This window comes from Bdellovibrionota bacterium (assembly GCA_040386775.1).
Lineage (GTDB): Bacteria > Bdellovibrionota > Bdellovibrionia > Bdellovibrionales > JAEYZS01 > JAEYZS01.
In genome coordinates, this window is record JAZKEU010000003.1 from 1 (window position 1) to 25,783 (window position 25,783).

Genomic DNA, 25,783 nt, shown 5'->3' on the forward strand with positions numbered 1-25,783 from the left:
TGACCCGGAAAGGGAACCCGGTACCTATCAGTATTAACTGCTCCAAAGACTATGGCAAGTCCTAGCTTTCTATGCTAATTTTTTAAGAATGAAATTTGTGTTGTGGGTTTCTTTTATAACGATCGTTATGCTGACACTAAGCCAAACCGGCTGTCAGTGGGAGAGTAAAAGACCTTCGTTTTTAATCATTACAATCGACTCCCTTCCTTTTGATGCAATTCATTGCAATGAGACAGAAAAGTACAAAGGCTTTAAGGCTGTATGTGAAGAAATGGTGCGATTTACTCATGCCTATACGCCATCGATTATGTCACAGGCAGCCATTGCTTCATTTTTAACAGGCAAATATCCATTTGAACACGGAGTTTGGAACAACGGATCTTCTTTTTTAAGTGCCAAATTTAAAACTTCTTCGGAGATAGCTTTTGAAAAAGGATACAAAACTTCATTTGTCTCCGGCGGTCCTCCGATATGGAGAAAATCAGGATTAGAACAAGGGTTTGAAACTTTTGATGACCATATTTTTGTAGATTACGGAAAATACTATCGCCCAGCCTTTGAAAATATGCGAGTGATGCAGGATTGGTTAGGGAATCTTTCCGGCGGAGATAATTTTTTTAGTTTTATATATCTTCCAGATCTTCAGTTTCCAGAAGTTCCCACGGTAGATAACGATGGTTTTGCGAGAGAAGCCACTTATGAAGGGCAGTTCAATGAGATTGATGAATCTTTGGAGAGCTTCTTCGGTTATCTGAAGAAAGAAGAAAAATGGAAGAACACCTGGATCATTGTTGCTGGATTGAATGGTATTTCAAGAGAAGTTCGCTCTAAAGATTTTCAAGGCACAAATTTATATCATGAAAACACCAACGTTGCGCTATTTGTAAAGCCACCACAAAAGAAAGAACATCAGAATTTTTCTTGGACCGTGGATTTTAATACGAGCTTAGTGGATGTGGGCCGTACTTTGTTTGATTTATTAGATAGTGAATTTTACGATACAACTACCACGCTATTTCAAACCATTAGCTTAAAAACAGCGTTACTAGCCTCAGCCGATGCAGTACCTCAAGACCGAGTGTTACTATTTGAGAGCGGATGGCCGCAGTGGAGAAAGCTGGGAAGAACTCTTTTTGCTCTTCAAAAAGACAACTACTTTATGCTTTATGAAAATCCTCCGAAACTTTTCAATACACTTATTGATAGAAATCAAGTCTATCCCATTGATATTCAACAAGCTTCAATGCAAGTTCTCACGCAGACGGCAAATCAGCTGATCAGTCTTTTGAATTTTGAGGACAGTCAGAAATTAGATCAAAATATAATTAAAAAATATTTGCTCGCTCGTCTATTTTTTAAAATGGATAAATTGAATGCAGATGCGCTTCGTGATCTGCAAACTCTTTTCACCAGCACAAAAGATGAAGAGGTGGCTGGATGGCTTGCTAGATTTTATGTTGAGAACTCAAGATGGAAAGATCTCTTAATCTTGGGCTCAGAAGCCCAGCAGATGGATTGGGTTTGGTTGGCTTCAAAAAATTTAAATCTTCCATCTCCACAGCCATCGAATTGTTTAAAGTTACTTGATGCGGGTTCGATGGAAGTTTCGACTTATTATAATGTATGTAATGATGCGATACTGATTCAATTCTTAGGATGGGTTAAAAATAAAAATAAACCTGAGGCCCTGATGTACAGAGATAATTTCTACAAGCTCTACCGCACATTCAAAACAGACTTAGATATCCAAAAACTCAATACGCAAAATGGATTTGTCTGGGATACTTCAAAGGACAAGATTACTCGACCACAAAATATAGAGTTGATTTTAGCTTTAGATAATATGAGTCGGTTCAAACAACTTATAGACAAAAAATTCTAATTCACTCATACTTATTCTATGAAAAATACACTGTTTGCACTTCTATTCGTTTTAATAGTTGGGTCTATTCAAGCGGCTCCACCAGAGAATGCTTTGCCTCAGAGAAAACAGGGATTTGCAGGATTTGAAAAAGGGCAATCTGCTGTATCTTTTTTTGCAGGACAACCTACTTTTTTCCGGTATGATAAATTCATCAATTGGAAAAGAGCTTGGAATATCGATGCAGGCTATCACTTTGATAAATATCCATACTTTGCCGCAAACTATGCAGTTTATTTTTATAACATCAGAGACCGCTTAAAAGAACATCAAGATTTCTTTAACTCACTTCTTTTCTACGCCGGTCCGGGAGTATTTTTTGGTCCAGATTTTGGAGAAGAAAAATCCTCTGAAAAAGTGAAAATTGGTTTAAGAATTTACGGGGGTACAGAATATATCTTTAAAAACTCACCGTGGTCCCTAAAAGCTGAAATTGGTCCTTCGTTTTTTATCGAAGGTGATGACGATTTTATTGGTTTTCAAGGTATGTTGGGAGTCACTTACTATATTGGCGGAATCAAAACGAGAAAGTTAAAATCTAGAATCACCAACGTCAAAGACAATACGGAAATGAAAGTTCAGCCCACTTCATCAGATGACGAAGCTACAGATGATGAATTTAAACAGTTTGATTAGAATTCCATAACCCCAAGCCAGAACGGCTGGCTATCATCTTTTGCCAATTTTTTTACATAATTATCAAAATTTCTTTGGCCTTTTGGAAGCGTAAAGAAATCTTCTGGTATCCAAGACTTACTCATGAGAATGAGTTGATCACCTTTTTGATATTTGAAATTATGCACTTGGAAATCCACTTGTGCATTCACACCTAAAAGCTTGTCTGGGAGGGCAGGAAGTAATTTCTTATTGCTCAGGTTTAGCGAATGATCCAAATCCATAAATAAAGGAAGAATATTTTTATCATTTTTACTTAAAAGAACGTGAGGATGTCCCACGGTGGCAAAGTAGAATTGATTATTCTTGGCCACACCCACTAATATTTCAAAACCCGAAGTGTATTCATTTTTATTTTTAGACTTATAAATACTCTCATTGGCTAACAATAAAGCGGTACGAATAGAATTTGCTGCCTTGTCGTAGTTTTGTAAGGATTGAAAAGGTGAGGTGAGTTCGTGATCTAGCTTCGAAGATGAAATATAGTCTTCGATTTTTTGAATCAAATCATTTTTGGGTGTATCTTGTCCCCAAGGAGTGGCTATCACCAAGAGGCCTTCATCGGAATTCCAATGAATGTATGGACGAGGGCGATAACTGCTGTCTTCAACAAACGATCTTTCTAAAAACTTCATATGCCGTACTTCTTTAACTTGATGCCAGATTTCTTAAAATATTCACCATGTGGAACATCAATATTCCTGATCTTCTTCCATTTTTCTTTGGCAGAATCAATATTTCCCAAATTCTCTTCAAGTACGCTATCGCCATAAAGGTTTTTAACTAGACCTTGGAGTTCTTTAGAGTAAGTAGAATATCTATCTTTGACATCACCATCCTGAGGATTTAAGCGAAGCGCTTGCTCTAATTTTGCAATCGCCTCTTTGTAATCTTTTTTATTATAAGAAGACTCTGCCTGTGCTTTTAACTTGGTCACATCGCTAGCAATTTTTTGCTGGAGGTTGCGCACTTCAGTTTTTGATTTTTCTTCGAGCCTTTCTGGATCGGGGAGGGCTGAGGCAATATGTCTTGAGTAGGCCGTTAAAGCATCTAGAGTTTTACCTCGCTTTTTTAAAATCTCAGCCTGATTGAACAATCTCTTTCTTTGCGCCACTTGACCTTGATAGTAAGCGCGTTGTTCTTGGATTTGGTCTTTTCTCATGTCTTCTTGGCTTGCGATCTCTAGGAGTTGAGCAGCTTTTGCATTTTCAGGATCCAGCTCTAAAGCAGGTGATAAACAATCTTGTAATTTATCCGTGTTGCGATGACCGCTGTAACTGATACCACATTGCTCGACGATTCCTTCGATCTTAGTCACAAGCTTTTGCTGCTCTTGTTCGCTTCTCTCAATATCTTTTTGTTCCATAAGCGTATCGATAGCATTTTTAGAATACTGGGCAATTTCTTTTGAATCTTTATATTCAGGAATAAGAGTATGAATCTTTTCTACTTCTGTTAGAGCCAATTCATATTTACCTTGAGTATAAAGAGTTTTTGCTAGGTTGTAGCTTTTTTCTACGAGATCTTTTTGTTCGGGAGAGAGAGAATCGATTTGCTTCACTAGAGGAGTCTCATTGCCCTGAGACGAAAGCTCCTTATTCTGAGGAGTTTCTTCGCTAGATATTATAAACATCAATAATAAAAGAACTGCTGTCCCCCCAATCATCATGTATTTCTTTTTGTTCTGCTCGAACTTAGAAACTTTGATGACCTTTCTTGAGGGTTTCGAATCTATTTCATCTGCATAATCCATAGACTGAATGTTATCGTAGCTCACTTCCATTGGAAGATTCGTTAATTTTTCCGCAAAGAGTGGATCTCTAATTTCAAATATAAATAGAAATTTACCAACTTGAATTTGATCACCAGACTTTAGCGGTGTGGCTTGAGCAGGCGGGATTTTCTTGTAGTTTAAAAGAGTTCCATTAGAACTATTTTTATCCAATATAAAGAATTGTTTTTGTTTATGGAAAATCTCGCAATGTTCACGGCTAGCTTTTGGATCATCGATTGTTATATCGCAACCTTCGTCACGACCCATGATCCAATAATCGCCCTCAAGTCTCATGGTTTGAGTGGATCCATCTTCTTTTCTCAAAAGAATATATGGAACCCCGATGCTCCATTCTTGCGAAGTCATTTGTGGAACAAAGGTTTTATCGTCTTGACTGAGATCGTTGGTTTTGTCATCGAGGTGTACGATATCTTCTCTATAAGGAGTTTTGTCATCCGCTATAGCAATGGCTGATTTTGTTTGAGAAATTGTTCCATCCACAAAATGGAATTCATAAGAAAATGTACTGAATTTATCATCGTTTTTTAGATGGAAATAATCTGACTCTCTGTGGTTGATGGCAAGCTGTGAGTACTTAGAAATACTTTGTACGGTCCATTTTCCTTGAGCATAGAATATTTTAAAATGTTGTCTTGAAAATACAACGTCGTCGAGCAAGATATCGCACTCTGGAGAACGGCCAGCCACGTAATCCTTGGCCTGGTTCAATTCCAGTGTCATAAGCTCTTTCTGATTTTTATAAATCATCAGCTTAGCCATTAAAACGACTCCCTTAACAACAACACACATTCATTATGCTTCTCTAAAGCCTCTTGGTAAATCTTATTGTCTTTGTCATTCAAAAGGACCATCACATTCTTGTATGATGCTTTCGCATGTTGGTATTTATTCTGATCCATAAAGCGCGATCCTTCTTGCATCAAGAATTGCACTTGTTCATCCAGTTTCAATTGAGCAAGTCTTAAATATCTTCTTGCTGTGGGATGCTCAGGATAAATCGCCAAGGTTGCGCTGAATGCGGAAACGGCACTCTTATACAATCCTTCTCGATAATCTCTGAGCCCCTTGGTATAAGAAGCTTGAGCATCGAGATATTGTCTAGAGGCCTTACCACTGGTCAGTTGATCTTTCATAAGGACTTCTTGTCTCTTTTTTGAAAGCTCAATCTCTTCATCTATGTTAGGAACCTTGTCTAAGATTTTCTTGGGCTCGTTGGACGAAAATAAAAATAATCCTATTATAACTACAACTCCTAAAATCGCATAAAATCTAATTTTTTTAGGATCAACACCTTTAGCTTTAGAACCTTGCTGTACCCCGTAATTAGGCGCTTTTGCTGTAGGCACTCGACTTTGATTTACAATTTTTTTAAATAAAAAAGTTGTAGATCCAATAATAATTTTTGAGCCGTTAGATAAAAATGCGCGGCTTCCTTTTTGTCCATCCACGGTAACACCCGTTGAAGAGCCTCTATCCTCAATCAGTACCGCATCGTGAGTGATTTTCAATATAGCATGCTCACGACTGCAGCGCGGGTCGTGGAGAACAACATCATTTGTATCTCCTCTTCCTATTTTAATTTCACCAGCTACAAGTTGAAATTGTGCACCCTTATCTGGGCCTTCCAGAATTTCCAAGAGGTACTTATCAACTGAGGCTAGAGGAACTGCGCCGCTCACCTAAAATCCTCCGCTATCGTTCACTTGAAACGAGATAAAGAAGTAACTGATTCCATGATCTGCTTGAATCGGTTGAAGTACAATTTTTGCACTCTTGCCATTGAATTCAAGTTGACCTGTTATAACGTTAAATCCATTCGCTTCTGATTGTTCTATTAAATCTTTTAAATTCAAAATTAAAGCTTGGTCACTGAGAGCTGCATAGTTCTGACCTTGAACTTGCGCAAGTCTTAGTCCTACGAGTTCTTCGAAAGCCAAGTTCATTGAAATCACCGAAAATGATTTATCAATTGCAAGCGCCGCCGCCGGATAATTTTCTACTAATTGTCCTGCTTCCATCGTTCTATCTGATGCTACGGATTGATTTGGAGTTGCTTGAGCCGCTCTTCCCAAAGCCGTATTCACATTGGAAACTAAATCTTGCAGAGGAGGGAATAGATATGCAGTCTTTGTATTTGTTTGGCCGTCCTTTAAACCTTGGTCAATTTGTTTATTGATTTCAGTCAATGGATGTTCAATCAATTTATAAACAAAGAAAAATAAGATCATACCAATCAACATTGCGATAGCCAGCACTTGAATGAATAATCCTACGGTTCTTCCTGTATCTACGGCAAGGCTACCCATATCATAGAGAATGATCGCATGAGCTGAAACTCTGAATGATCCCGTCTCTGAGTCAAAGACTTTGATAGGAACTGCCGCCCCCACCGTACTGTCGTTGATTTGTATCACTTGCTGCTGATCTTGTCTTCTAGCTTTGTGTACAAAATCTTCATTCGGTCTTTGGCCAATCCTTCTTGCGGGAGCAATCACTGTTCCGTCTGCACTTGAAATGATGTAGGCTGAATTTACGCCTTCTTCTCTCTCTATAGATGTAGCGTTGAAAGAAGATTCTAGACCTTCCTTATAGGCCACTTGATATCTATCTGCCAAATTTTTAGCTAAAGACAAGGCTCTTCTTTGGCTTTCTTGCTGGATTCCGCTTTTAGTTAATTCCACCATTGGAATCACAGAGAACGAAGTCACAAGTAAAATAAATGCGAGCACAAATGATCCTAACACCCATTTGAATTCCATCACTTCGGCTAATCTGTAAACTCCTGGTAATAAAACAGTATCAATATAATTCTTGGCTACCGTGATAAGAGTGGGTTTTGTTTCGTGGACCTGATTCTGCTCAAAGTTTGCCTGAGGTTGTGGTTGTCCGTGGGGAGCACTTTGCGGAAAATTGTTGAAGGCAGGATCAAATTGTTGAGCCGCGCCTGCGTCTTGATATCCTCCGCTACCTTGGTGGAAGTGTGTAGGAGCAGAAACTGCCTTGGTTATTTTTGGTTCAAAACCAATGATGGTATCAAAGAGTGTAACTTTATCGGATTGTCTTAATTTTTGCTTATGTACTTTGATTCCATTAACAAAAGTTCCGTTGGTAGAATTCAAATCTCTAATGAAAACGCCATTTTCATTTACAGTAATGACGGCATGCTCTTTAGATAAGCCTGGTGTGTTGATACAGATATTGCAATTCGGAGCTCGTCCCACGAGGTTTTCCCCATTTCGCAATTCGAATTTTTCTCCGGCCTTCGGGCCTTTTAAAATTCTAATTATCCACATGCAATTGATCCCCAACCTGAATTTTATTTTCTTTTAAAAAACCATTTTTCAATTCAATCACCGAACGTGCACCAAAGATGGGCCAAATAATTTTATTCGGAGCAATCGCTTCGATGCATTTTTTCACTTTAAAATTCTTATCTACAAAAATCACATCAATTGGAAAACTCATAAAGAAGGTATGTATTGAATTGCATCTGTTAATCCAAAGTCCATAGTTGTTTTCCATAGATTCTTTTCCAATCAATCCTTTAATTCTTGAAAGCTCACTTGCAATTTCTAAATTTGCCACAAGCAATTTATTTTGCGTTTGGTTTATTAATTTGGCCATCATGAGCCACCTTGCCCTAAGAACTGGATGATCACAGGACCAAACACCATGATGAACACTGCTGGTAAAATAAATAACATCAGTGGAATCAAAATTGTTTGCGAAGCTTTCGCTCCTTCTTTCTCTGCTCTGGTGAATCTTTCAAGTCTCATTTGTATAGATTGTTGTTTTAAGACGGTACCGATACTTGCGCCGGTGCTGTCAGCATCGATCAACACAGTCACAAAGCTTGTCACTTCAGAGATATCTAGACGTTCCGCCATTTTCTTTAATGACTCTGCTCTAGTTGAACCCAACTTTAAATCTCTCAAGACTTGTCCAAGCTCATCAGCAAGAACGCTGTTCTCTGCTTTTTCTACTACTCGCTGAATGGACCCAATAAAATCCAATCCTGCTTCTGTTGATAAAGCCATAAGGTCAATGAAGAAGGGAAGATCAACGATTACAGATTGATAACGTTTTTTTCTTTCCGTACTGGCATGCATGTGCGGAAAATATGCGCCAAATAATCCAAAGCAAATCAAGAATACGGGTGAGTAGCCCAACTCCATGGTGAAGTTCAAAAATACAAGCATTACTGGAAACAAAAGGCCCCAGAGAATTTGTAAGCCAATAAATTCATCAACGTTAATTTCACGTTGAAGGCCTGCAGTTCCGATTTTTTCTTGCACGCGCTTTCTATAGCCAGGATTTTTAATCTTTGCGGCAAGACCCAAGCAGAACTTGTGGACAAGTGGGCGAGATAATTCTATGAACTTAGAACGAGATTTTGCAGGTTCATCATCTGAAGCCCACAATAAAGATTGTGCATCGTTGTTAGAAGATAATAACATGGATGAGAACAGATAAACTGCAACTCCAACCATGAATAATCCTGCAATCAAAAGTAGTTCGGTCATATGAGCACAAACTCCCAAAAAAATATTCAAGCCAATTTAAAACGTACACTGGTTTTGGCTTCCCAATCTCCACGAAGAAAAGAACTTCTTGGAAAAACCGGAATTGCTTTCAAAACCTTCTCAGTACAAGTATCGGAATTCCTGAATGAAAACCTAAACTTAGATGATGCAATAATGGCAATTGCTAGACAAAAGGCTGAAGCCGTCATTGAACCTGTTAAGTCTATGAATTTACCTGATATTTTAATCCTCTCGAGTGACACCCTAGTTGTTTTAAAGGGGGAAGTCCTTGGAAAACCCATAGACGAAGGTCAAGCTTTTGACTTTTTAAGACGTTTGTCTGGGCAAACCCACGAGGTCAAAACGTCGGTTTGCTTCCACGATACGGTCACGAACCAGACAATTTCTGAGATTGAGAGTGCCTTCGTAACCTTCAAAAATTTAAGTGATGAGCAGATTTGGGCTTATATCAAAACGGGTGACCCGATGGACAAGGCCGGCGCTTATGGAATTCAAAATACCGCCAAAGAATTCATTGTGAAATTGGATGGTGAGCTTGATACAGTCATGGGACTTCCAGTAAAAAGAGTTTTGAGAATTATCAAAGACAACCAATGGACATTTAGCTGATGAAACAAAAACGAGAAGAAATTTTAAAAAGAATTCAGTCGGCATGCACGAACTGTGGTCGAAATGTGAATGAAATTCAACTTCTTGCAGTTTCAAAAAAACAGACTGTAGAAAAGATTGTTCAGATGTTTGAACTGGGGCAAAAAGCTTTTGCTGAGAACTACGTGCAAGAATTTTTGCAGAAAAAAGAAGAAATAAATAAAAATATTGAATGGCACATGATCGGACCACTTCAGTCTAATAAAGTTTCTAAAATCGTAGGCGAAGTGGAATTGATTCATTCGGTGGATGATGTGAAACTTGCAAAAATCATCTCTGAAAAAGCCAAAGAAAAAGGCATCACCCAAAAAATACTTCTTCAGATCAACGCTTCGGGCGAAAAGTCCAAAAGCGGAGTTTTTTTAAAAGACAGCGAAAAATTTATTGAAGAAGTATTAAAAATTTCTTCTATCAAGGTCTTGGGTTTGATGACGATGCCTCCTTTTACGGATAGTGCTGAGGACTCTCGCGAACATTTTAAAAAAATAAGAAAAATCAGAGATGATTTTAAAGAATCTGGGCTGATTGAGCTTTCTATGGGTACGACGCAAGATTTTGAGGTGGCAATTGAAGAGGGAGCCACTATAATCAGAGTCGGTGAAGCTTTATTTGGCGCTAGAGATGGATCTAAAGTAGATTGATTTAAAGTAGATTGATCTAAAACAATAGGAGTACAACGTGTCAGTACTATTGAAGCAAAAAAAAGTTGGTTTTATTGGTGGCGGAAATTTAGCTCAATCAATTATTGCGGGTCTGCTTGATTCTAAAACTTTAGAAAAAGAACAAATCCTTGTCTCAAACCGAACAGATAAAAAACTAAAGAAAATCGAAGAAAAATTTGGCATCCAAACTCGTGCGACAAATGAAGAGATTGTGGATGAATGTCAAATCATCATCATCGCAACAAAACCTCAAGATTTATTTGAGGCCATCGAATCTCTTTCGTCGAGTTTTACTTCCGAACATTTAATTATAAGTTTAGCGGCAGGGATAGGGTTGGATTCCCTGGCAAAAATTATTTTAGAATACGATAACATCGCAAAAGTAATGTGTAACGTGGCAGTGAGAAGTCGGGACGCCATGATGGGTTATTCTCTTTATAAAGAGGGTCCATTGGCATCAGACATGATCGAAGAATTATTTTCCCCGCTCGGAAAAATTATCGAAATTGACGACGATGAAGCCATGTCAGCATTTACGGTGGCAAGTTCTGCGGGCGTAGGATTTGTTTTGGAACTCATGCAGCACTGGCAAGATTGGATGGAAGGCTACGGTTATGATCCGGAGCAAGCAAAGCTGATTACGGCGCAGACTTTTTTGGGTGCGGCAAAACTTTCTCTCGATAATATGAATTTAAGCTCTTACGAATTGATCAATCAAATCGCCTCTAAAAAAGGTGTCACAGAAGCAGGATTACAATCGATGAGAGAAACAGACATCGACACAGCCTTAAGAATCAGTTTCGAAAAAGCCCTACTCAGAGACAAAGAACTCGGAAAATAAAAGGTACCCCCTAGTTTTCCGTACTGTCGTTGCGTCAATATCCAAAAAATGCCCTGCACCTTTCTGTGTCGCTATCGCGTTATTTTAAAGATCAACGTGAGTTTGTGTTCCAAACCCTAGAAGAGTTAAAATCTCGCTTTCAGAAACTTGTTGGCTATGGCCTTTATTCTCTTTACAGAAACCTCTGTATTCAGCGCTTACGACATTAAATTTTTTACTTACGAATTCCAAGCAAGCTCTCTTTGTCGTGCAAACAGTGAGTGGCGTAGATCCAACGGTAACTAATTGATTGTTGGATAATCCTAATCTTTGAGATTTACCTGATCCATCTAGAATACAAATGTATACTTGGTCAGATCTGCTCGAATTACCATTTTGGTTGTCGTTTCCTTGGGAATTATTTGAAGGATGATCGACAATTTGTTCTGTAGGCGGTTCTTCAGGATATTCTACGTCCGGCCCTTCGGCAGAATCATCGTCCGAAGTGTCCTCGATTGGTTGTAGCGTAGTGTCTTCAGAAATGCCTACTCCACTCGAGTTCGAAGCAAAATCCATTTTCTTCCCACAGTTTTGGTAACCTATAAGAACTAAAGCAAGCAACACAAATGATAATATCTTTTTCATATTTCCCCCGACACTTATATAGTATGCAAACTGATGCCAAACTAATAATGAAAATAAGCAGTACTAGCCGAAAAAAGTTAGCCAGATGTAAAGTTATCATACAGTTCAATGGAGCTCTATTTGGTCTAAGCTCTGGATTTAGGTCTATGGTATAAACGTCCAGAAAAAATACAAATCTAAATTGAATGTCTCAAATTGCGACGAAAGTTCGTGTATTCTAGACTAGTAGGCCGAAGTGTCGAAGATCTATAAGACACTGATTTTTAAGTCCAAGGAGGGATGAGTGAAAATCGTACCAATTGATATTATTCATAAATCATTTAAAAGAAAAATGGCTGGCTTTGATCCAGACGAAGTGTCGCAATTTTTACGTGCCGTTGCTGAAGAATTAGAATCTGCAATTCATGAAAGAAACAGAATGCAAGAGGCATTACGCGAAAAAGAACTTCAACTCCTAGAATACAAAGATCGTGATCGTATTTTAAAAGACACTATTACAACCGCTCAGCAGATGAGCGAGAGAATCAAATCAGACTCAGATAGAGAAGCACAAATGATTTTACAAGATGCTCATCACAAAGCAGAAATGATTGTGAGAGATTCTCGTGATTCATTGAAGAGTGTTTATAAAGACCTCAATGATTTAAAGAAAATCAAACTGCAATTCGAAGCAAATCTAAAAGCTATGGTACAAACTCATTTGGATCTACTAGGTAGACAAGAACAGTATTATCCAAGCGTGCCAGATGTAATGCCGGAAAAGAAACAAGCAGCAACCAGATCGGTGGCGCTTGAGCGCAATACCATGCACAGATTTGATCTTAAATAATCTCTTAGAAACTCTTTAAGAGACTCAAATAGTAGACCTGAGATTCGTACTCGACTTCTTGGTCTGCGAGAGTCTCAAATTCTTTGGTCTTACTCTTGGTCATTCTCATTGCTACTCTAACACCAAAAGTATCTGAGAAGGCCAGCTCTGCGCCTGCTTCTCCGTAATAGCCAAAGTCAAAAAGTGAATCATCTTTCTTCATTCCTGTGTCTGTTCCCGTAACGTTGACGTTGGTTCCAACGCTAAGGTTTGTGTACTTTACTTGAAAGTAACCAAATAACCCGCCGGCTTCAATATAAGGACGAATCCAATAGTCATCGATCAATTTTAACTTTAATCCCAAACCCGCTTGAAAGATGTCTAAATTGAAAGGAACCACGCCATTTGAAGTGTAGTTTGTAGCTCCACTGGTTGTTGTATAGTTATAAATCGTGTCGCCTTTTGCCTTGAGGTAGTTCAAGGAAATCGTGAGATAGAGGTTAGCCGCACCCAACCCTTTTTCTCCGCCCACAGCAGTGAATACACCGTCATCAATTTCAAAACTTTGTGTGAGAGGTTCGCTTGTATCGAAATTCACAAAACCGAATCCAGCAGAACCGACGATTCCTGTGGGTCTGATACTGGTGAATTGCGCGTAAGAAGTTGAGGTAATGAAGAGAGCAAAAAGTACCAATAAGATTTTCATAGCGTCTTCCTTGTTGTAAATATAAATCTATTCTAAAGACTATTCGGTTTTTAAGTGTGAAATTTAGAAGTCTATGTTCACGCGCTTGGGCTTTTTAGACTTTGGTTTTGCTTGTATAGGGCTAGTACTTGTTGTTTTTTTCCCCAATTGTTTTTTAGAAAGCTCTAATCCATTTTTCGCACTCGGAGGAGATACAGTTCTGGTTTTTGGGGGCGCTACTCTTTTTGGTTTTTTCTTAGGTTTGTTGTAATTTTTAATCTCTTCTTCGATTTTTGGATCAATCTTTTCATCATCATAGGAGAAGTCATCTTGCGTAGGCTTGCTTTCATATTTCTCACGACTAGATCCGCCAGAAGGTTGAAAGAAATATTCTAAGCCCACGGTAAACGTCATGATGTCGCCACTATTTTCACCACGAATGGACTTGTTCACAGATCCGTAAACATCTAGCGATTGTTCGAGTGTCCATTTCGCTTGAGCAAATAAATCTGTTCTTGAAGGATCGAAAGATCCGTAAGCTAAGCTTCCACCATTCACAATGGCAAGGTATCCATGTTTGGTTGTTGCATTTCCGGTATCCTCAGTAATGGTTTGAAAACCTTTTACTCCAAAAGTAAAGGATGTAGATTCTGTTTTATAGCCAAGATCACTTTGATAATTTAGCAATCCAGAAAAGCCATCGAATCGATATTGATAAGATAGATATCCGTGAAATTGCAGACTAGAGAAATTTTTAAAGATATGAGATCCCACGTCGATGTAGTTCACACCATCGGAAGTAAGAATATCTTCAGAGCCAGTATCAAATTTCTCAACGGCAAAATATCCTTTGATTTGTGGGATAATTGCAAAAGATGAAATCTTTAAGTCGTAATTTGCGCCAACGGCAATCCCCGCAGCTTTAAAAGAAGAGTATTTGTCTGTCGGGTTTTCGCTCATAGCATAATTCAAAGGAAGGTCAAAAAACGAAGAGAGCTCATCAGAAAAATCGTATCTACCATAAATCAATGTTTGAATCGCGCTATAACCATACTGATCATCAAAATCAAGTGAAGTGCCTTTGCTAGTATAGTTCGCAGAAGTAGATAGGTACGTTGTTTCAGCGCCTACGCTATAGTAACCCTCTCTAAAGCCAGAGGAAATCACTCCGTTCTGTGCCGTAGAAGCGTCAGCTGACGAGAGGCTTAATAAAAACATTAAAACAGTCATGAAAAACATACAGATTATTTAAACATTAGACATAAAACCATTCAATGAATATGATGGCGCCATAATGAAATTGAGATCTTCTCCTATCTTAGTCGTATTTTTAATTGTTTTTATTGATCTAGTTGGTTTTGGAATTATTATTCCTCTGGGTCCATATTATGCCACAAATATTGGAGCAACCCCGACGCAAGTTGGGATTCTTATGGCGATCTATTCTCTTATGCAGTTTTTATTTTCTCCGTTCTGGGGAAAGCTCAGTGATAAAGTGGGAAGGCGTCCGATTCTTTTAATGAGTCTTTTGGGATCTTCGATTTCATATCTCTTTTTTGCATTTTCAACCACATTCTGGATGCTTTTGGCGGCAAGAGCTTTTGCAGGATTTTTTGGTGCAAATATTTCTACAGCAATGGCCTACATCGCAGATGTTACGGATGAAAAAAATCGTTCCAAAGGCATGGGCCTTATCGGCGCAGCTTTTGGTTTAGGATTTATTATGGGGCCAGCCATTGGCGGACTTTTGAGTGAAGTGGGGATGAGACTTGGTGACGAGCCTCCTTTTGGGATTGGATTCTCAGCATTGGGCGCTTCGGTAATTTGTTTTGTGAATTTCTTATTTGCTATCAAAGTTTTAAAGGAAAGTCTAACGGACGAGAAAAAACAAAAAATTCAAAAAAGAGAATCCAGAATTGCATTGATGAAAAGGTTCTTATTTGCAAAACCACAGGGAGTTTTACTTTTTCTAGGTTTCGTAAGTACCTTTGCTTTTGCTCATATGGAATCCACGCTGGCACTTTTTGTGAAAGACAGCTGGGATTGGGGCTTCACCAAGGCGAGTTTCGCCTTTGCCTATGTCGGAATTGTTTCGGTATTCACGCAAGGATTTTTAATTAGAAGGTTAATGCCAAAGTATGGCGAACCACCATTGATGTTCGTTGGATTAACTCTCACAGCAATGGGAATGTTGGGTATCAGTCTGTCTACGGAAGTGTGGATGTTGGGATTGGCAGTAACGCTCATGGGATTGGGAATGGGAATGTTCAATCCATCAAATCTGGGTGGGATTAGTTTGTCTTCTCCTTCCGCGGATCAAGGAAAAGTTCTTGGAGTGGCCCAAAGCTTTTCAGCACTCGGAAGAATTTTAGGTCCTCTCAGTGGAGGCTTTGTTTATGGACACCTGGGTATGAGGTATCCATTCTTGCTGGCGGCAGCAGTTTTGGTGATTGGTTTTTTTCTTCTATTGAGAATCAGAAAAACAATTCCCAACTCAACTTTAATTAAAAAACCTCTAGCGTTCACCAAGATTGGCGAATACCAATTTGCAAATTTAATTTCCAACCCGATTCAATTCTTGATGTTGGATTTAAGAGCTGAAAATAAAAGTCCATTCATTAGAAAGTCTCAGCTGGTCACGCTAGAAAATATTAAAGATATCGTAAATCAAAGTACAACTTCGAAGGATCAAGCTATTGTGATAGTATGTAATGATGGGGATGTTTCGTTGAAGGCGGCCGAAATGATTTCAAGTCTTGGATTCATCAACGTTGTGGTATTGGATGGCGGAACAAAAAATTTAACTTCACATCCTAGTTTTTCATAAATTCTTTTAACAAATTTTCGCTCAGCCCTTTTTGATCAGGGCGGACATAGATGCGTTCAATGATTCGGGCTTGTTCATATCTTTTAAAGATCTCTGTGCTCTCTTCGATGGCGTAAGGCTTATGATACCCTTGGGGATCAATCACATAAATTCTTCTATCGATATTTTCATTTGATAATGTCTGATGATACTTAGAAAGTCTTGCGCGAGACGAGGCATGTATCATTTCAACACCCTCGCTTTCTAAGCGTTTTTTAAATTTTTCGGCAGTCGTTGTTTTCTCAGTTTCATGAAGTTCAAAAATTCTTACAAACGGTTTTTTTTCAGTGATTCTTCTTGCCCAAGGATTAGAGGATCTGGCGATGTGTTCGTAGAAGTGATAATCCGTATAATTTAAATATTCTTCAATATCTGCTGGAATTTTATAACCACAATCCTCAGATTTTAAATAGCGATGAAGCATTTCATCGTACACAATAGATTTATGATGGAAATAAATCATCAGGTACATATGATGTCTTGAAATCAAGAAGTCATCAAAGGTGTACATCGCACGTCTTGAGATCGCTAGGTTCATCTGATCTTTGTGTTGATGATAGGTGAGATTTGAAATCAACCAATCCAAATCAATCTTTCCATAAGAGGTTCCGCAGAAGTAAGAATCGCGATTGAGATAATCCATACGATCCACGTCCAATTCCGAACTGACGATTTGACTTAATATAGGTCTCAGAGAAAAACCACTTTCTTCAAAAAAATCATCCGGTGCTTTGATCTTTGGATCAATCAAGCAGGCGATATGCAGAGGAGAGATATCAGAAAAATTCTTTTGAATGATTTTGGTCAGCGGTGAATCCGTAATGAGCTTGATGGCGTAATCTTCGTGATTGGCTTGAGTTCTTTTGAGTTTTGGCCCAATCAAGTTATCGTAAGCAGAAATATGAAGATCTTTAAGCGGGGGCATAACTTCTTCGCTAGAATGGGAGAGGGGGCCGTGACCCACATCGTGAAGAAGTGTTGCGATTCTTAGAGTTTGTCTAAAACGTTTAGCACTTTTTTTGTTTCCAAAAGGAAAGTTTCTAAAAATTTTATCAAAAGCGATTCCAGAAAGGTGAAAGGCTCCAAGGGAATGAAGGTATCTTGAGTGCGTTGCTCCCGGGAAGCTCAACTCCCCAAACCCCAATTGCTTAATGTTTCTCAAGCGTTGAAAAGCAGCACTATCAACGACAGCGCTTTCCGCCGAATTCAATTCGATCGAACCATGAAGTGGGTCTCTGATATCCATGGCAACGGTATATACCGAGAAACTCGACCACGTCGATTCCTACTTCAAATTTGACCCAATAACACATCGCTCCCCAAAAAGGTGCCAGCCAAAAGGCGTCATTTGATGTTTGTTTTTAGATTCCGGTGTAATTTGCGGCCTTGATTTGATTTACTTCCTCAAAGAAAGAGGTGGGGTTATGAAACAGTATCACGATATTTTAAAAAGAATCCTTACAGAAGGTGAAGTGAAAAGCGATAGAACTGGCACGGGAACTGTCAGCGTTTTTGGTCATCAAACAAGATACGATCTTAAAAACTCCTTCCCACTTTTAACGACAAAAAAAGTTCATATGAAGTCTATCATTTATGAACTTCTTTGGTTTTTAAGTGGTGACACAAACGTAAAATTCTTAAACGAAAATAAAGTTTCTATCTGGGACGAATGGGCAGATGAAGCTGGAAATCTTGGACCAGTTTACGGAGCACAATGGAGATCCTGGCAAACTGCCGACGGAAAAACTGTCGATCAAATATCAAACCTCATTGAACAAATCAAAACCAATCCTCAATCCAGAAGATTGATCGTAAATGCATGGAACGTAGGGGAAATCGAAAAGATGGCGCTCCCTCCATGTCATACGATGTTCCAGTTCTATGTCTCTGGCGATGGTCACTTGTCTTGCCAGCTTTACCAAAGAAGTGCTGATGTGTTCTTAGGAGTTCCCTTCAATATTGCAAGTTATGCGCTTCTTACTATGATGATTGCACAAGTTTGTGGATTGAAAGCGGGTGAATTTGTTCACACGCTCGGGGACGCGCATCTTTACAGTAATCATTTAGAACAAGCAAAGCTTCAGCTCACAAGAGATGAAAGGCCGCTTCCGCAATTAAAAATTAACCCGAATGTAAAAAATATTTTTGATTTCAAATTCGAAGACTTTGAAATCGTAGGATACGATCCGCATCCGGCAATCAAAGCGGAGATCGCAGTATAATGATAGTTTCTCAAATCGCAGCCATGGCAAAAAACAGAGTGATCGGGTCCAACTTAAAACTTCCGTGGCACATTCCGGAAGACTTGAAATTCTTTAAAGACACTACAAAAGGTCATATCATTATCCAAGGTAGAAAGACTTATGAGTCCTTAGGATACCGACCTCTACCGAATCGTCTTAACATTATTCTAACAAGAAACCCTGAATCTGTACCTTTTCATAAAGACATCGTGGTTTTTACAAATCTCAAAGAAGCTCTAGACTATGCTCAGACTAGAACTGGCGAGTGGGGAGATGAGGTTTTCATCGGCGGAGGAGAGGAAATTTACCGTCAGGCACTACCTTATACGGATCGAATTTATCTAACGGTAATTGATAAAGAATTTGATGGAGACACTCGCTTTCCAGAGTTTGATACAACCACCTTTAAAGAAGTTTATAGGGATGATCGCCAAGGTCCAATTCCATTTTCCTTTATTACCTATGAAAAGAAAAGTTAGAACAACTTATCAACTAAGCAATTGTGAAGTTTGGCTCACAATTCAGATTCTTCTGTTAGTCTGAAAAGCATTACACTATATCAATATGATTCAAATATAGTGAGAAAAAGAGGCAGATCTCATTTCTGATCAATTGGAATGTCCTGATAAGTGCACGCGTAGTTTTTCTAATTTCTTTAAGTAGTTTGTGTTAAAATACATTAGGTCAGAGAGAAACTGTCTCGTAATGAAACAAAGTATGGGTATGAAAAAAATATTGGTCCTTGAAGACGATAGAATTCAAATTGATCTTGTAAATGCAGTTTTACGAGAGGATTATTCTTTAGTTTTTGCGAATAAAATAGAAGATGCGAATTCACTTTTGATGGAGCATTCTTTTGATATGTTCATGATAGATCTTGGCTTGCCGGATGGAAACGGTCTTAACTTCTGCACAAAAATTAGAAACGACAAAAATTATCAGAAAATTCCGATTTTTATTATCTCTTCAAATACAGACGTATACACAAAAATTGCAAGCTTAGAATTAGGTGCTGATGACTACATTACAAAACCTGTTCATCCTATTGAGCTCAAAACTAAAATTAAAAATAAATTCAAAAGACTAAATGATGAAGCAGGGTCTTCTAATTTTTACAAAGTTGATAAATTTCATATCGACTATGAAAAAAGAAGACTTCATATAGAACTCAAAGATGGATCAACTAAAGAGATAGAACTTACGAACAAAGAATTCGATCTTTTTGCCATGCTTGCAAAAAATGAGGGACGAGTTTTCTCGAGACAAGATCTTATTGATAAAGCCTGGTCAAAAAATATCAATATCACAGATAGAGTGGTTGACACTCATGTGGCGTCTATAAGAAAAAAGATTTCTCCGTACAGTGATTATATTTCTTCAGAGTACGGTATTGGGTATAAATTTAAACTTCCAAAAGAATCGAAAAAATAATTTCTTCTGTGTAAGAAGGTTATAAGTGAGATTAATTAGCGAAAATCAAATAAAAACAATTTTTGAGATCGATAGATCCGGAGAATTATTTCGTCGGTTGCTGAATATATTTGAGACAGATATACTGAACCTTATATTGGATTTAGATAGCGCTTTAAAGAGAGAAGACTTCTTGAATGCAAAGAAAATCTCACATTCTATTAGATCCTCTTCATTAAATATGGGAGCTGCCGAATTAGCTATTATGGCTGGAAATTTTGAAGACTCTACTCCTATGAATAAAAACTACGATTCGGCTCTTATAATTGAGTTTCAGAAATGTTTTCAATATACTATCACAGAGCTAAGAGGATACCTTGATCTGTGTAAAACTTGAGATGGGGCAGTCATGGCAAAAATTTTAGTTGCTGATGATAATAAGTTAAGTCGAGAACTTTTAAAAACCATTGTTAGGCAGCAAGGGTACGATGTAATAGAAGCTGCTGATGGTGAAGAAGTTCTTAAAATTTTAAATCAACACGAAATCGATTTGATATTTATGGACTGCTCAATGCCTATCATGTCAGGAATAGAAACCTCTGTTCAAATTAGACAACATCTTTGTCCTGAGAAATCCAAAGTTAGAATCATTGGTGTTTCTGCTCATGGCGGAGCTATCATGCAAGAATGTTTACAAGCTGGAATGAATGATTATATGAGTAAACCTATCAATCTCGATGATGTGCGTGCAAAGCTTAAGAACGTTAGAAAATAATTCTCTTTACATAGATTATAAATTTAGAACATCCGGAAAAGGTTCCTGGAAGCTCAAATCTATTTGAGCCTCCAGGAGAGGGGTGTGGGGTAGTTTTGGGGTACTTAATGCTAATCCAATCAGCATTAATCTTTATATTCAAAAATTAAATGAATTCACATGAGTGAACTCTTTTGACTGATACATCTAATGATGTGTTCTATGCAGTCGTTTTGTGAGTGTGAATATACAGACCAACATCCAGAAAAGATTAGTGGAACAAACAAGAGATCTTCATATTCGCGTCATTTAAAATATCCAATTAATTTTAAATACTTATACAGTATAAACTTTTCAAAGATAAATAAATAATTGTTATTTGGGATGGATATTATCCGAATTTCGAACATGAAGTGATTCAAAACCAAAGTCTAGATTCTCAAGTTGAGACGCTAAATGCCTCAAGCCTCATAATGAGACACCGATAAAGATGATGACAGCAATGTCACTAAACCCAGGGCATCAACGGATGATGCCTGTAGTTCTCAAGGAGGAGATATGGGATTAAGAATTAACACCAACGTGGCGTCCATCAACGCCCAAAGAAACATGCGTAGTACACGCTTGAATCTTGATAAGTCATTAGAGAAACTCGCTTCGGGTTTCAGAATTAACAAAGCCGGTGACGATGCCGCAGGTCTTGCGATCTCTGAATCATTGAGAGCGCAAATTCGTGGCTACGGACAAGCTTTAAGAAATACTCAAGACGGTATTTCAATGATCCAAGTTGCAGAGGGTGGTTTGAACGAAGTTTCATCAATCATGATTAGATTGAGAGAATTAGGCGTGCAAGCAGCTTCTGATACTGTAGGACCAGTTGAAAGACAATTCTTGAACGTGGAATACGAACAACTATTACAAGAAATTGACCGTATCGCTGATGCAACTGAATTCAACGGTACACCCTTATTAAACGGAACAGGCGCTCTTTTTGATTTCCAAATCGGTATCAGAAATGACCCCACGATTGATAGAATTACTTTTGATGCTTCAAAAGCAGATTCAAACACTGCAGCTATCGGTGTGAACTTAACATCAGTAGCGGATAAAGCATCTGCACAAAACTCACTCGCTGCGATCGATAAAGCGATCATGAACGTGTCAGCGATGAGAGCAGATTTTGGTGCTATCCAAAATAGACTTCAATCGACAATCAATAACTTAGCTGTATCGATCGAAAACATCTCGGCTGCAAACTCGAGAATTCGTGATACTGACGTGGCAGAAGAATCTGCTGAATTGACGAAGAACAACGTTTTAATGCAAGCGGGGACATCGGTTCTAGCGCAAGCAAACCAAACGACAGCTTCGGCAGTTCAATTGTTACAAAAGACCTTCGGTTGATAGGCTCTGATCAATCTTAGGCATGGCTCTCGATCTCTAACTTACGAACTATAATGTTACCTACTTTACGTTTCCTGCTTAGCCCCGAGGATTAAAACACCTCGGGGATTTTTTTTATCTTCGTTTGATGAATGGATTTTAGTCCTGTATAGATTTTGGAATCATTATAATAGTGTTCAAACTATTTACGAAAACTGGACTGTGGTTTTCAAATTGATACACCGAACTGTATCATGAAGATACTTGTTCACAGATGAACTCGATCTACCCAGGCAGCACGGATGCTAAGCCTTTTGCCACAGATGGCAGCAATCAAGGAGGATTGACGATGCAAGGAGGACTTAATGGGTATACGTATTTCTACGAATGTGGCGTCATTGAATGCTCAGAGAAATCTCAGGGGCACTCAACTTGATCTTGCCAAATCGCTCGCAAAATTAAGCTCAGGCTTTCGTATTAATCAAGCAGCCGACGACGCTGCAGGATTAGCGATCAGTGAAAATCTCAAAGCACAAATTAGAGGACTTGGGAAGGCATCACAAAATGCTCTCGATGGTATTTCTTTGGTGCAAGTCGCAGAAGGTGGTTTGAACGAAGTTTCAAACATGCTGATTCGTCTCAGAGAATTAGCGATCCAAGCCGCTTCTGATACGGTAGGCAATACCGAAAGAAAATTTGTCGATGTCGAATATCAACAATTAAAAAACGAGATTCAACGTATTAGTGAAGTCACAAACTTCAACGGCACGGATCTTTTGAACGGGACGGGCGGAATCATGGACATCCAAGTGGGTATCCATAATGATGCCTTCAAAGATAGAATTTCATTCAATGCCGGTGCAGCTAATGCTTCTCTGGAAGCTTTAGGAATCAATGCCGAAGCCGTGTCATCAAAAGAACAAGCTCAGGTCAGCATCTCCGCAGTGGATGATGCCATTGTGAGAGTGAATGCAATCAGAGCAAACTTTGGTGCTTTACAAAATAGAATGCAATCAACGATCTCAAATATTGCGATCTCTGAAGAAAACTTAAGTGCTGCCAACAGTAGAATTCGTGACACTGATGTTGCCAAAGAATCTGCAGAATTAACGAAGAACAATATTCTTCTTCAAGCCGGACTCTCAGTTTTACAACAAGCCAACAGCATTCAAAGCGCAGCCCTCAAGCTGCTAGATTAACAAAAGGTGAGCCGCACCTTTTCCGCAGATATGCGTCATGCTGACGCACATCTGAGGAAAACGTGCGGCTCACCAAAGTCAAAAGGAGCACTGGTTACCACAAGGGCTAGTGAAAATAATATGAACACAATGATTATCGAATGGTCTGGAACTTTAGCTTGCGCAGCACTTTTTGCACTAGGTTTTGCAGTTACAATATTTTAACGCACCAGCGACACAGAAAAATGCCCAGAAAGGTGCAGGGCACCTTTTTTATAGGCGGAAGTAATCCCATATGTATTCTAGGCCTTTTGCTCCTGTGAAAAATAGGAGACCAAAGAGGGCACAGTTCGCAAGGAATGTTAGAAATCCCAATACAAAAAACAAATAATCTTTTTGAAGAAGCGCTAATGACAAAAGTGTGATGCCTAATGCGGGAGGAGTATTTGTTCCTGGTGGTAATGGCAGAGCCAATAAAACAGTAAGAAGAAACATCATAATTCCGCTCAAAATTCTCACAGGGAGAATGTTGTCGATGAATTGCCATCTAGGCTTGATCAATTTTTCTACTTTAATGATTAATTTTTTAGAAGACGACAAGAACTTTGCTAAGTGATCGCCGGGTAAAATCTTATTTGCTAATTTTTTGGGTAGTACAGGCTCTTTATCAAGTACAATAAAAACACTAACAAATGCGATAATCACTCCAAGAACTGCGGAAAGCCCCAGAGTCGGTATAGGCAAAATAAATGGACAAGATAAAATTAAAGTTAAAAAAGCATTTCCTCTGGATCCGAATTCATGAATGAGATTCGCGACAGTAAGAGGCCCTTTCTCTGCAGTGTGGATTAAATTCTGCAAATCATCGGAAAGCTTTACATCAGTGTCACCGTGCTTTGGAGATTTTTTCATTTAGCCTTCTTATTTTTTCATAAAATTATAAAATGCAATCAACCCTAAGAATATTGCTGTACCAAAGCAAACAGTACTCACAAGACCCATATCAAAAACCAAAGGTACGGCTTGTTTATCTAATGCAATTGCGCCTGCGAGGACTAAGCTCCCGATAACCACACCAAGAAAGATTAGATTCGATGCGATTTCAAAGGTTTTCTTAATTTCCTGCAAATCTTCAATTTTCACCAACTGCGCTTGGTTGGGCATATTCTTTTTTTTGATCGAATACGAAAGCTGTCTTGGAAGATCTTTAAAAAGTGTGACTGAATCTTTTAATACATGTGTAAGATCTCTCATAATTCTTTGAGGATCGTACTTGGCTTTGATGATTTCAGTAGCGATCTCTAATGTTTGTGACAGGACATCGAAATCTTCAACGATGTCTCTTCCCATACCCTCGACTGTAATGATGGATTTAAAGAACAGCATAAGCTCACTCGGAACTTGAATCTGATGTTTGCCCGCAAGCGCTGCTGCATCCATCAAAAGCTTTCCTGTATTTACGTTCTTGAAAGTTAATCCAAAGTAAGGAGCGATAAGGTCTCTCAGTTCAATCGCAAATACATCTGAGTTTGCGAGGTGAGTGCTTTGAGAAAGATTTACGAATTCAGAGGCTAAAGCATCATAATCTTCTTGTGCAAGCGCGATAAACATATTGGCGATAGAATCTCTGGTCTTAACACTCAATCTTCCGACTACACCGAAATCAACTAAACCAAATTTATTATTTGGAAGGATAAAAATATTTCCTGCATGCAGATCTCCGTGGAAGAATCTATCTTGGAAAACCATTTTAAAGAAAATCTTCATTCCTTTTTTCACAACCTCAAGAGGTTCAACGCCCTCTTGCTTGAGGGATTGGGGTTGCGAAAGTGTAACACCTTTGATGAGCTCCATTACAATCACTTGTTCATTGGAGTGTTCAAAGTACACTTGAGGAATTTTTATGGTATCGTCAGTTTCAAAGTTCTTTTGGAATCTTACGATGTTATTGGCTTCGATAAGGAAGTTTGTTTCAAGATCCATGGTCTTAAAGAATTCATCAACAATCGAGGTGGGATTATAAACTTTAAGCTCCGGAACAGAGTTTTCCAAAAGATTTGCAATGAAGTAAAGTACATTCAAATCATCGTTGATGAGTTTTAAAATTCCAGGACGTTGAACTTTGATAACAACGTCATCGCCATTTTTAAGTCTTGCGCTGTGAACTTGCGCAATGCTTGCCGTAGCGAGTGGTTTTTGTTCGATACTTAAAAATACGTCTTCAAATTTTGAAAATTTAGTATGAAGAATTTTTTCGATCTCTGAATAGGGTACAGGCTGAACGTGATCTTGAAGTTTTTTAAGCTCGTTTGCAAAATCAGAAGGAATTAAATCGGGACGAGTCGAAAGGAGCTGACCTAATTTGATAAAGGTCGGCCCTAGCTCTTCAAAGCTCATTCTCAAGCGCTCGGCAGCAGTGTATTTTTCTAGGTGTTCTTCAGAAGAAAATTTCTCGAGTAAGAATCTACCTAGTTTTGCCTTTTCCAGAACGTTTTGAAAGCCGTGCTTTGCCAGCACCCCTACGATCGTCCTTACCCTTGCGGCGCTCTTTATCGTCTTCCCTATCTGAGAACCCCTTTGGATGATTCCCACGGCTTGCTCCTTCATCTAGCATTTTTAGGATTTTCTCCATCTTGCTATTTACATTTAGACCAGGGCTTGCAACTTTGCCATCGTCCCGGCCAGTCAATCTATTGTTTCTAAAACTTTTTTCCTGAGGTCTACGCTCTTCACGATCACGCTTGCG

Annotated in this window: 27 protein-coding genes; 14 read left to right on the forward strand and 13 right to left on the reverse strand. The window is 38.7% G+C overall.

Annotated features, from left to right (window positions below; translation table 11 throughout):
- Positions 1-88: 88 nt before the first annotated feature.
- Together V4596_00940 and V4596_00945 are read left to right on the forward strand one after the other, a co-directional pair.
- Positions 89-1,882, forward strand: a complete 1,794-nt coding sequence (locus V4596_00940; GenBank protein ID MES2767683.1) for a sulfatase-like hydrolase/transferase — start codon at positions 89-91, stop codon at positions 1,880-1,882.
- 18 nt (positions 1,883-1,900) lie between these two features.
- The gene (locus V4596_00945; protein MES2767684.1) at positions 1,901-2,557 is read left to right on the forward strand and encodes a hypothetical protein; all 657 of its coding nucleotides are present in this window, start codon (positions 1,901-1,903) and stop codon (positions 2,555-2,557) included.
- Here the strand turns inward: V4596_00945 and V4596_00950 are convergent.
- Genes V4596_00950 through V4596_00975 form a run of 6 tightly spaced genes read right to left on the reverse strand, consistent with a single transcriptional unit; the run spans position 2,554 to position 8,914 of the window.
- Positions 2,554-3,231, reverse strand: a complete 678-nt coding sequence (locus V4596_00950; GenBank protein ID MES2767685.1) for a hypothetical protein — start codon at positions 3,229-3,231, stop codon at positions 2,554-2,556. The genes V4596_00945 and V4596_00950 overlap by 4 nt on opposite strands.
- Complete coding sequence (locus tag V4596_00955; protein ID MES2767686.1) at positions 3,228-5,150, reverse strand: FHA domain-containing protein; 1,923 nt, start codon at positions 5,148-5,150, stop codon at positions 3,228-3,230. The genes V4596_00950 and V4596_00955 overlap by 4 nt, the downstream gene beginning before the upstream one ends.
- Complete coding sequence (locus V4596_00960; protein ID MES2767687.1) at positions 5,150-6,070, reverse strand: FHA domain-containing protein; 921 nt, start codon at positions 6,068-6,070, stop codon at positions 5,150-5,152. Before V4596_00960 ends, V4596_00955 begins: the two co-directional genes overlap by 1 nt.
- On the reverse strand, positions 6,071-7,684 hold the full coding sequence (locus V4596_00965) for an FHA domain-containing protein (GenBank protein ID MES2767688.1): 1,614 nt from the start codon (positions 7,682-7,684) through the stop codon (positions 6,071-6,073).
- Entirely contained in the window at positions 7,671-8,015 is a 345-nt protein-coding gene (locus tag V4596_00970; GenBank protein ID MES2767689.1) for a DUF192 domain-containing protein, read from the reverse strand. Before V4596_00970 ends, V4596_00965 begins: the two co-directional genes overlap by 14 nt.
- The gene (locus V4596_00975) at positions 8,015-8,914 is read right to left on the reverse strand and encodes a type II secretion system F family protein (GenBank protein MES2767690.1); all 900 of its coding nucleotides are present in this window, start codon (positions 8,912-8,914) and stop codon (positions 8,015-8,017) included. Before V4596_00975 ends, V4596_00970 begins: the two co-directional genes overlap by 1 nt.
- Between V4596_00975 and V4596_00980 the strand changes: the two genes are divergently transcribed.
- Genes V4596_00980 through V4596_00990 form a run of 3 tightly spaced genes read left to right on the forward strand, consistent with a single transcriptional unit; the run spans position 8,915 to position 11,086 of the window.
- Positions 8,915-9,544: a Maf family protein gene (locus V4596_00980; GenBank protein MES2767691.1), complete on the forward strand. Its 630-nt coding sequence runs from the start codon at positions 8,915-8,917 to the stop codon at positions 9,542-9,544.
- On the forward strand, positions 9,544-10,224 hold the full coding sequence (locus tag V4596_00985; protein MES2767692.1) for a YggS family pyridoxal phosphate-dependent enzyme: 681 nt from the start codon (positions 9,544-9,546) through the stop codon (positions 10,222-10,224). The genes V4596_00980 and V4596_00985 overlap by 1 nt, the downstream gene beginning before the upstream one ends.
- A 37-nt stretch (positions 10,225-10,261) precedes the next feature.
- Entirely contained in the window at positions 10,262-11,086 is an 825-nt protein-coding gene (locus tag V4596_00990; GenBank protein ID MES2767693.1) for a pyrroline-5-carboxylate reductase, read from the forward strand.
- Positions 11,087-11,170: 84 nt separating this feature from the next.
- Here V4596_00990 and V4596_00995 read toward each other — a convergent pair whose 3' ends face one another.
- A complete protein-coding gene (locus tag V4596_00995) occupies positions 11,171-11,710 on the reverse strand; it encodes a hypothetical protein (protein MES2767694.1) in 540 nt (179 codons plus the stop codon).
- 283 nt (positions 11,711-11,993) lie between these two features.
- On the opposite strand from V4596_00995, the gene V4596_01000 reads away from it, so the two are divergent.
- Entirely contained in the window at positions 11,994-12,539 is a 546-nt protein-coding gene (locus tag V4596_01000; GenBank protein ID MES2767695.1) for a DivIVA domain-containing protein, read from the forward strand.
- Between the two features lie 4 nt (positions 12,540-12,543).
- On the opposite strand, the gene V4596_01005 is transcribed toward V4596_01000, so the two are convergent.
- Together V4596_01005 and V4596_01010 are read right to left on the reverse strand one after the other, a co-directional pair.
- Positions 12,544-13,224, reverse strand: coding sequence for an outer membrane beta-barrel protein (locus V4596_01005; GenBank protein ID MES2767696.1), 681 nt, complete (start codon positions 13,222-13,224; stop codon positions 12,544-12,546).
- Between the two features lie 63 nt (positions 13,225-13,287).
- On the reverse strand, positions 13,288-14,421 hold the full coding sequence (locus V4596_01010) for a hypothetical protein (GenBank protein MES2767697.1): 1,134 nt from the start codon (positions 14,419-14,421) through the stop codon (positions 13,288-13,290).
- 76 nt (positions 14,422-14,497) lie between these two features.
- On the opposite strand from V4596_01010, the gene V4596_01015 reads away from it, so the two are divergent.
- Positions 14,498-16,030 (forward strand): MFS transporter, encoded by a 1,533-nt coding sequence (locus V4596_01015; GenBank protein ID MES2767698.1) that lies wholly within the window; start codon positions 14,498-14,500, stop codon positions 16,028-16,030.
- Here V4596_01015 and V4596_01020 read toward each other — a convergent pair.
- Positions 16,017-17,315: an HD domain-containing protein gene (locus V4596_01020; GenBank protein ID MES2767699.1), complete on the reverse strand. Its 1,299-nt coding sequence runs from the start codon at positions 17,313-17,315 to the stop codon at positions 16,017-16,019. The two genes, V4596_01015 and V4596_01020, sit on opposite strands and share 14 nt — an antisense overlap.
- 178 nt (positions 17,316-17,493) lie before the next feature.
- Here V4596_01020 and V4596_01025 point away from each other — a divergent pair, with 178 nt between their 5' ends.
- From V4596_01025 to V4596_01055, 7 genes are all read left to right on the forward strand, one after another.
- Positions 17,494-18,291 carry a thymidylate synthase gene (locus V4596_01025; protein ID MES2767700.1) on the forward strand — a complete coding sequence of 266 codons (798 nt, stop codon included), beginning with the start codon at positions 17,494-17,496 and terminating at the stop codon, positions 18,289-18,291.
- Positions 18,291-18,791, forward strand: coding sequence for a dihydrofolate reductase (locus V4596_01030; protein MES2767701.1), 501 nt, complete (start codon positions 18,291-18,293; stop codon positions 18,789-18,791). Before V4596_01025 ends, V4596_01030 begins: the two co-directional genes overlap by 1 nt.
- 226 nt (positions 18,792-19,017) lie before the next feature.
- The gene (locus V4596_01035) at positions 19,018-19,743 is read left to right on the forward strand and encodes a response regulator transcription factor (protein MES2767702.1); all 726 of its coding nucleotides are present in this window, start codon (positions 19,018-19,020) and stop codon (positions 19,741-19,743) included.
- Between the two features lie 25 nt (positions 19,744-19,768).
- Positions 19,769-20,119 carry an Hpt domain-containing protein gene (locus tag V4596_01040; GenBank protein ID MES2767703.1) on the forward strand — a complete coding sequence of 117 codons (351 nt, stop codon included), beginning with the start codon at positions 19,769-19,771 and terminating at the stop codon, positions 20,117-20,119.
- 12 nt (positions 20,120-20,131) lie between these two features.
- Positions 20,132-20,497 (forward strand): response regulator, encoded by a 366-nt coding sequence (locus tag V4596_01045; protein MES2767704.1) that lies wholly within the window; start codon positions 20,132-20,134, stop codon positions 20,495-20,497.
- 537 nt (positions 20,498-21,034) lie between these two features.
- A complete protein-coding gene (locus V4596_01050) occupies positions 21,035-21,880 on the forward strand; it encodes a flagellin (GenBank protein MES2767705.1) in 846 nt (281 codons plus the stop codon).
- 344 nt (positions 21,881-22,224) lie between these two features.
- Entirely contained in the window at positions 22,225-23,058 is an 834-nt protein-coding gene (locus tag V4596_01055; GenBank protein ID MES2767706.1) for a flagellin, read from the forward strand.
- Positions 23,059-23,310: 252 nt separating this feature from the next.
- Here the strand turns inward: V4596_01055 and V4596_01060 are convergent, their stop codons facing one another.
- The 3 genes from V4596_01060 to V4596_01070 all read right to left on the reverse strand — a co-directional run.
- Positions 23,311-23,949, reverse strand: coding sequence for an exopolysaccharide biosynthesis protein (locus V4596_01060; GenBank protein MES2767707.1), 639 nt, complete (start codon positions 23,947-23,949; stop codon positions 23,311-23,313).
- Positions 23,950-23,958: 9 nt separating this feature from the next.
- Entirely contained in the window at positions 23,959-25,554 is a 1,596-nt protein-coding gene (locus tag V4596_01065; protein MES2767708.1) for an AarF/ABC1/UbiB kinase family protein, read from the reverse strand.
- Positions 25,502-25,783, reverse strand: a 282-nt coding sequence (locus tag V4596_01070) for a hypothetical protein (protein MES2767709.1), incomplete at its 5' end; no start/stop codon positions are given. The genes V4596_01070 and V4596_01065, both read right to left, overlap by 53 nt.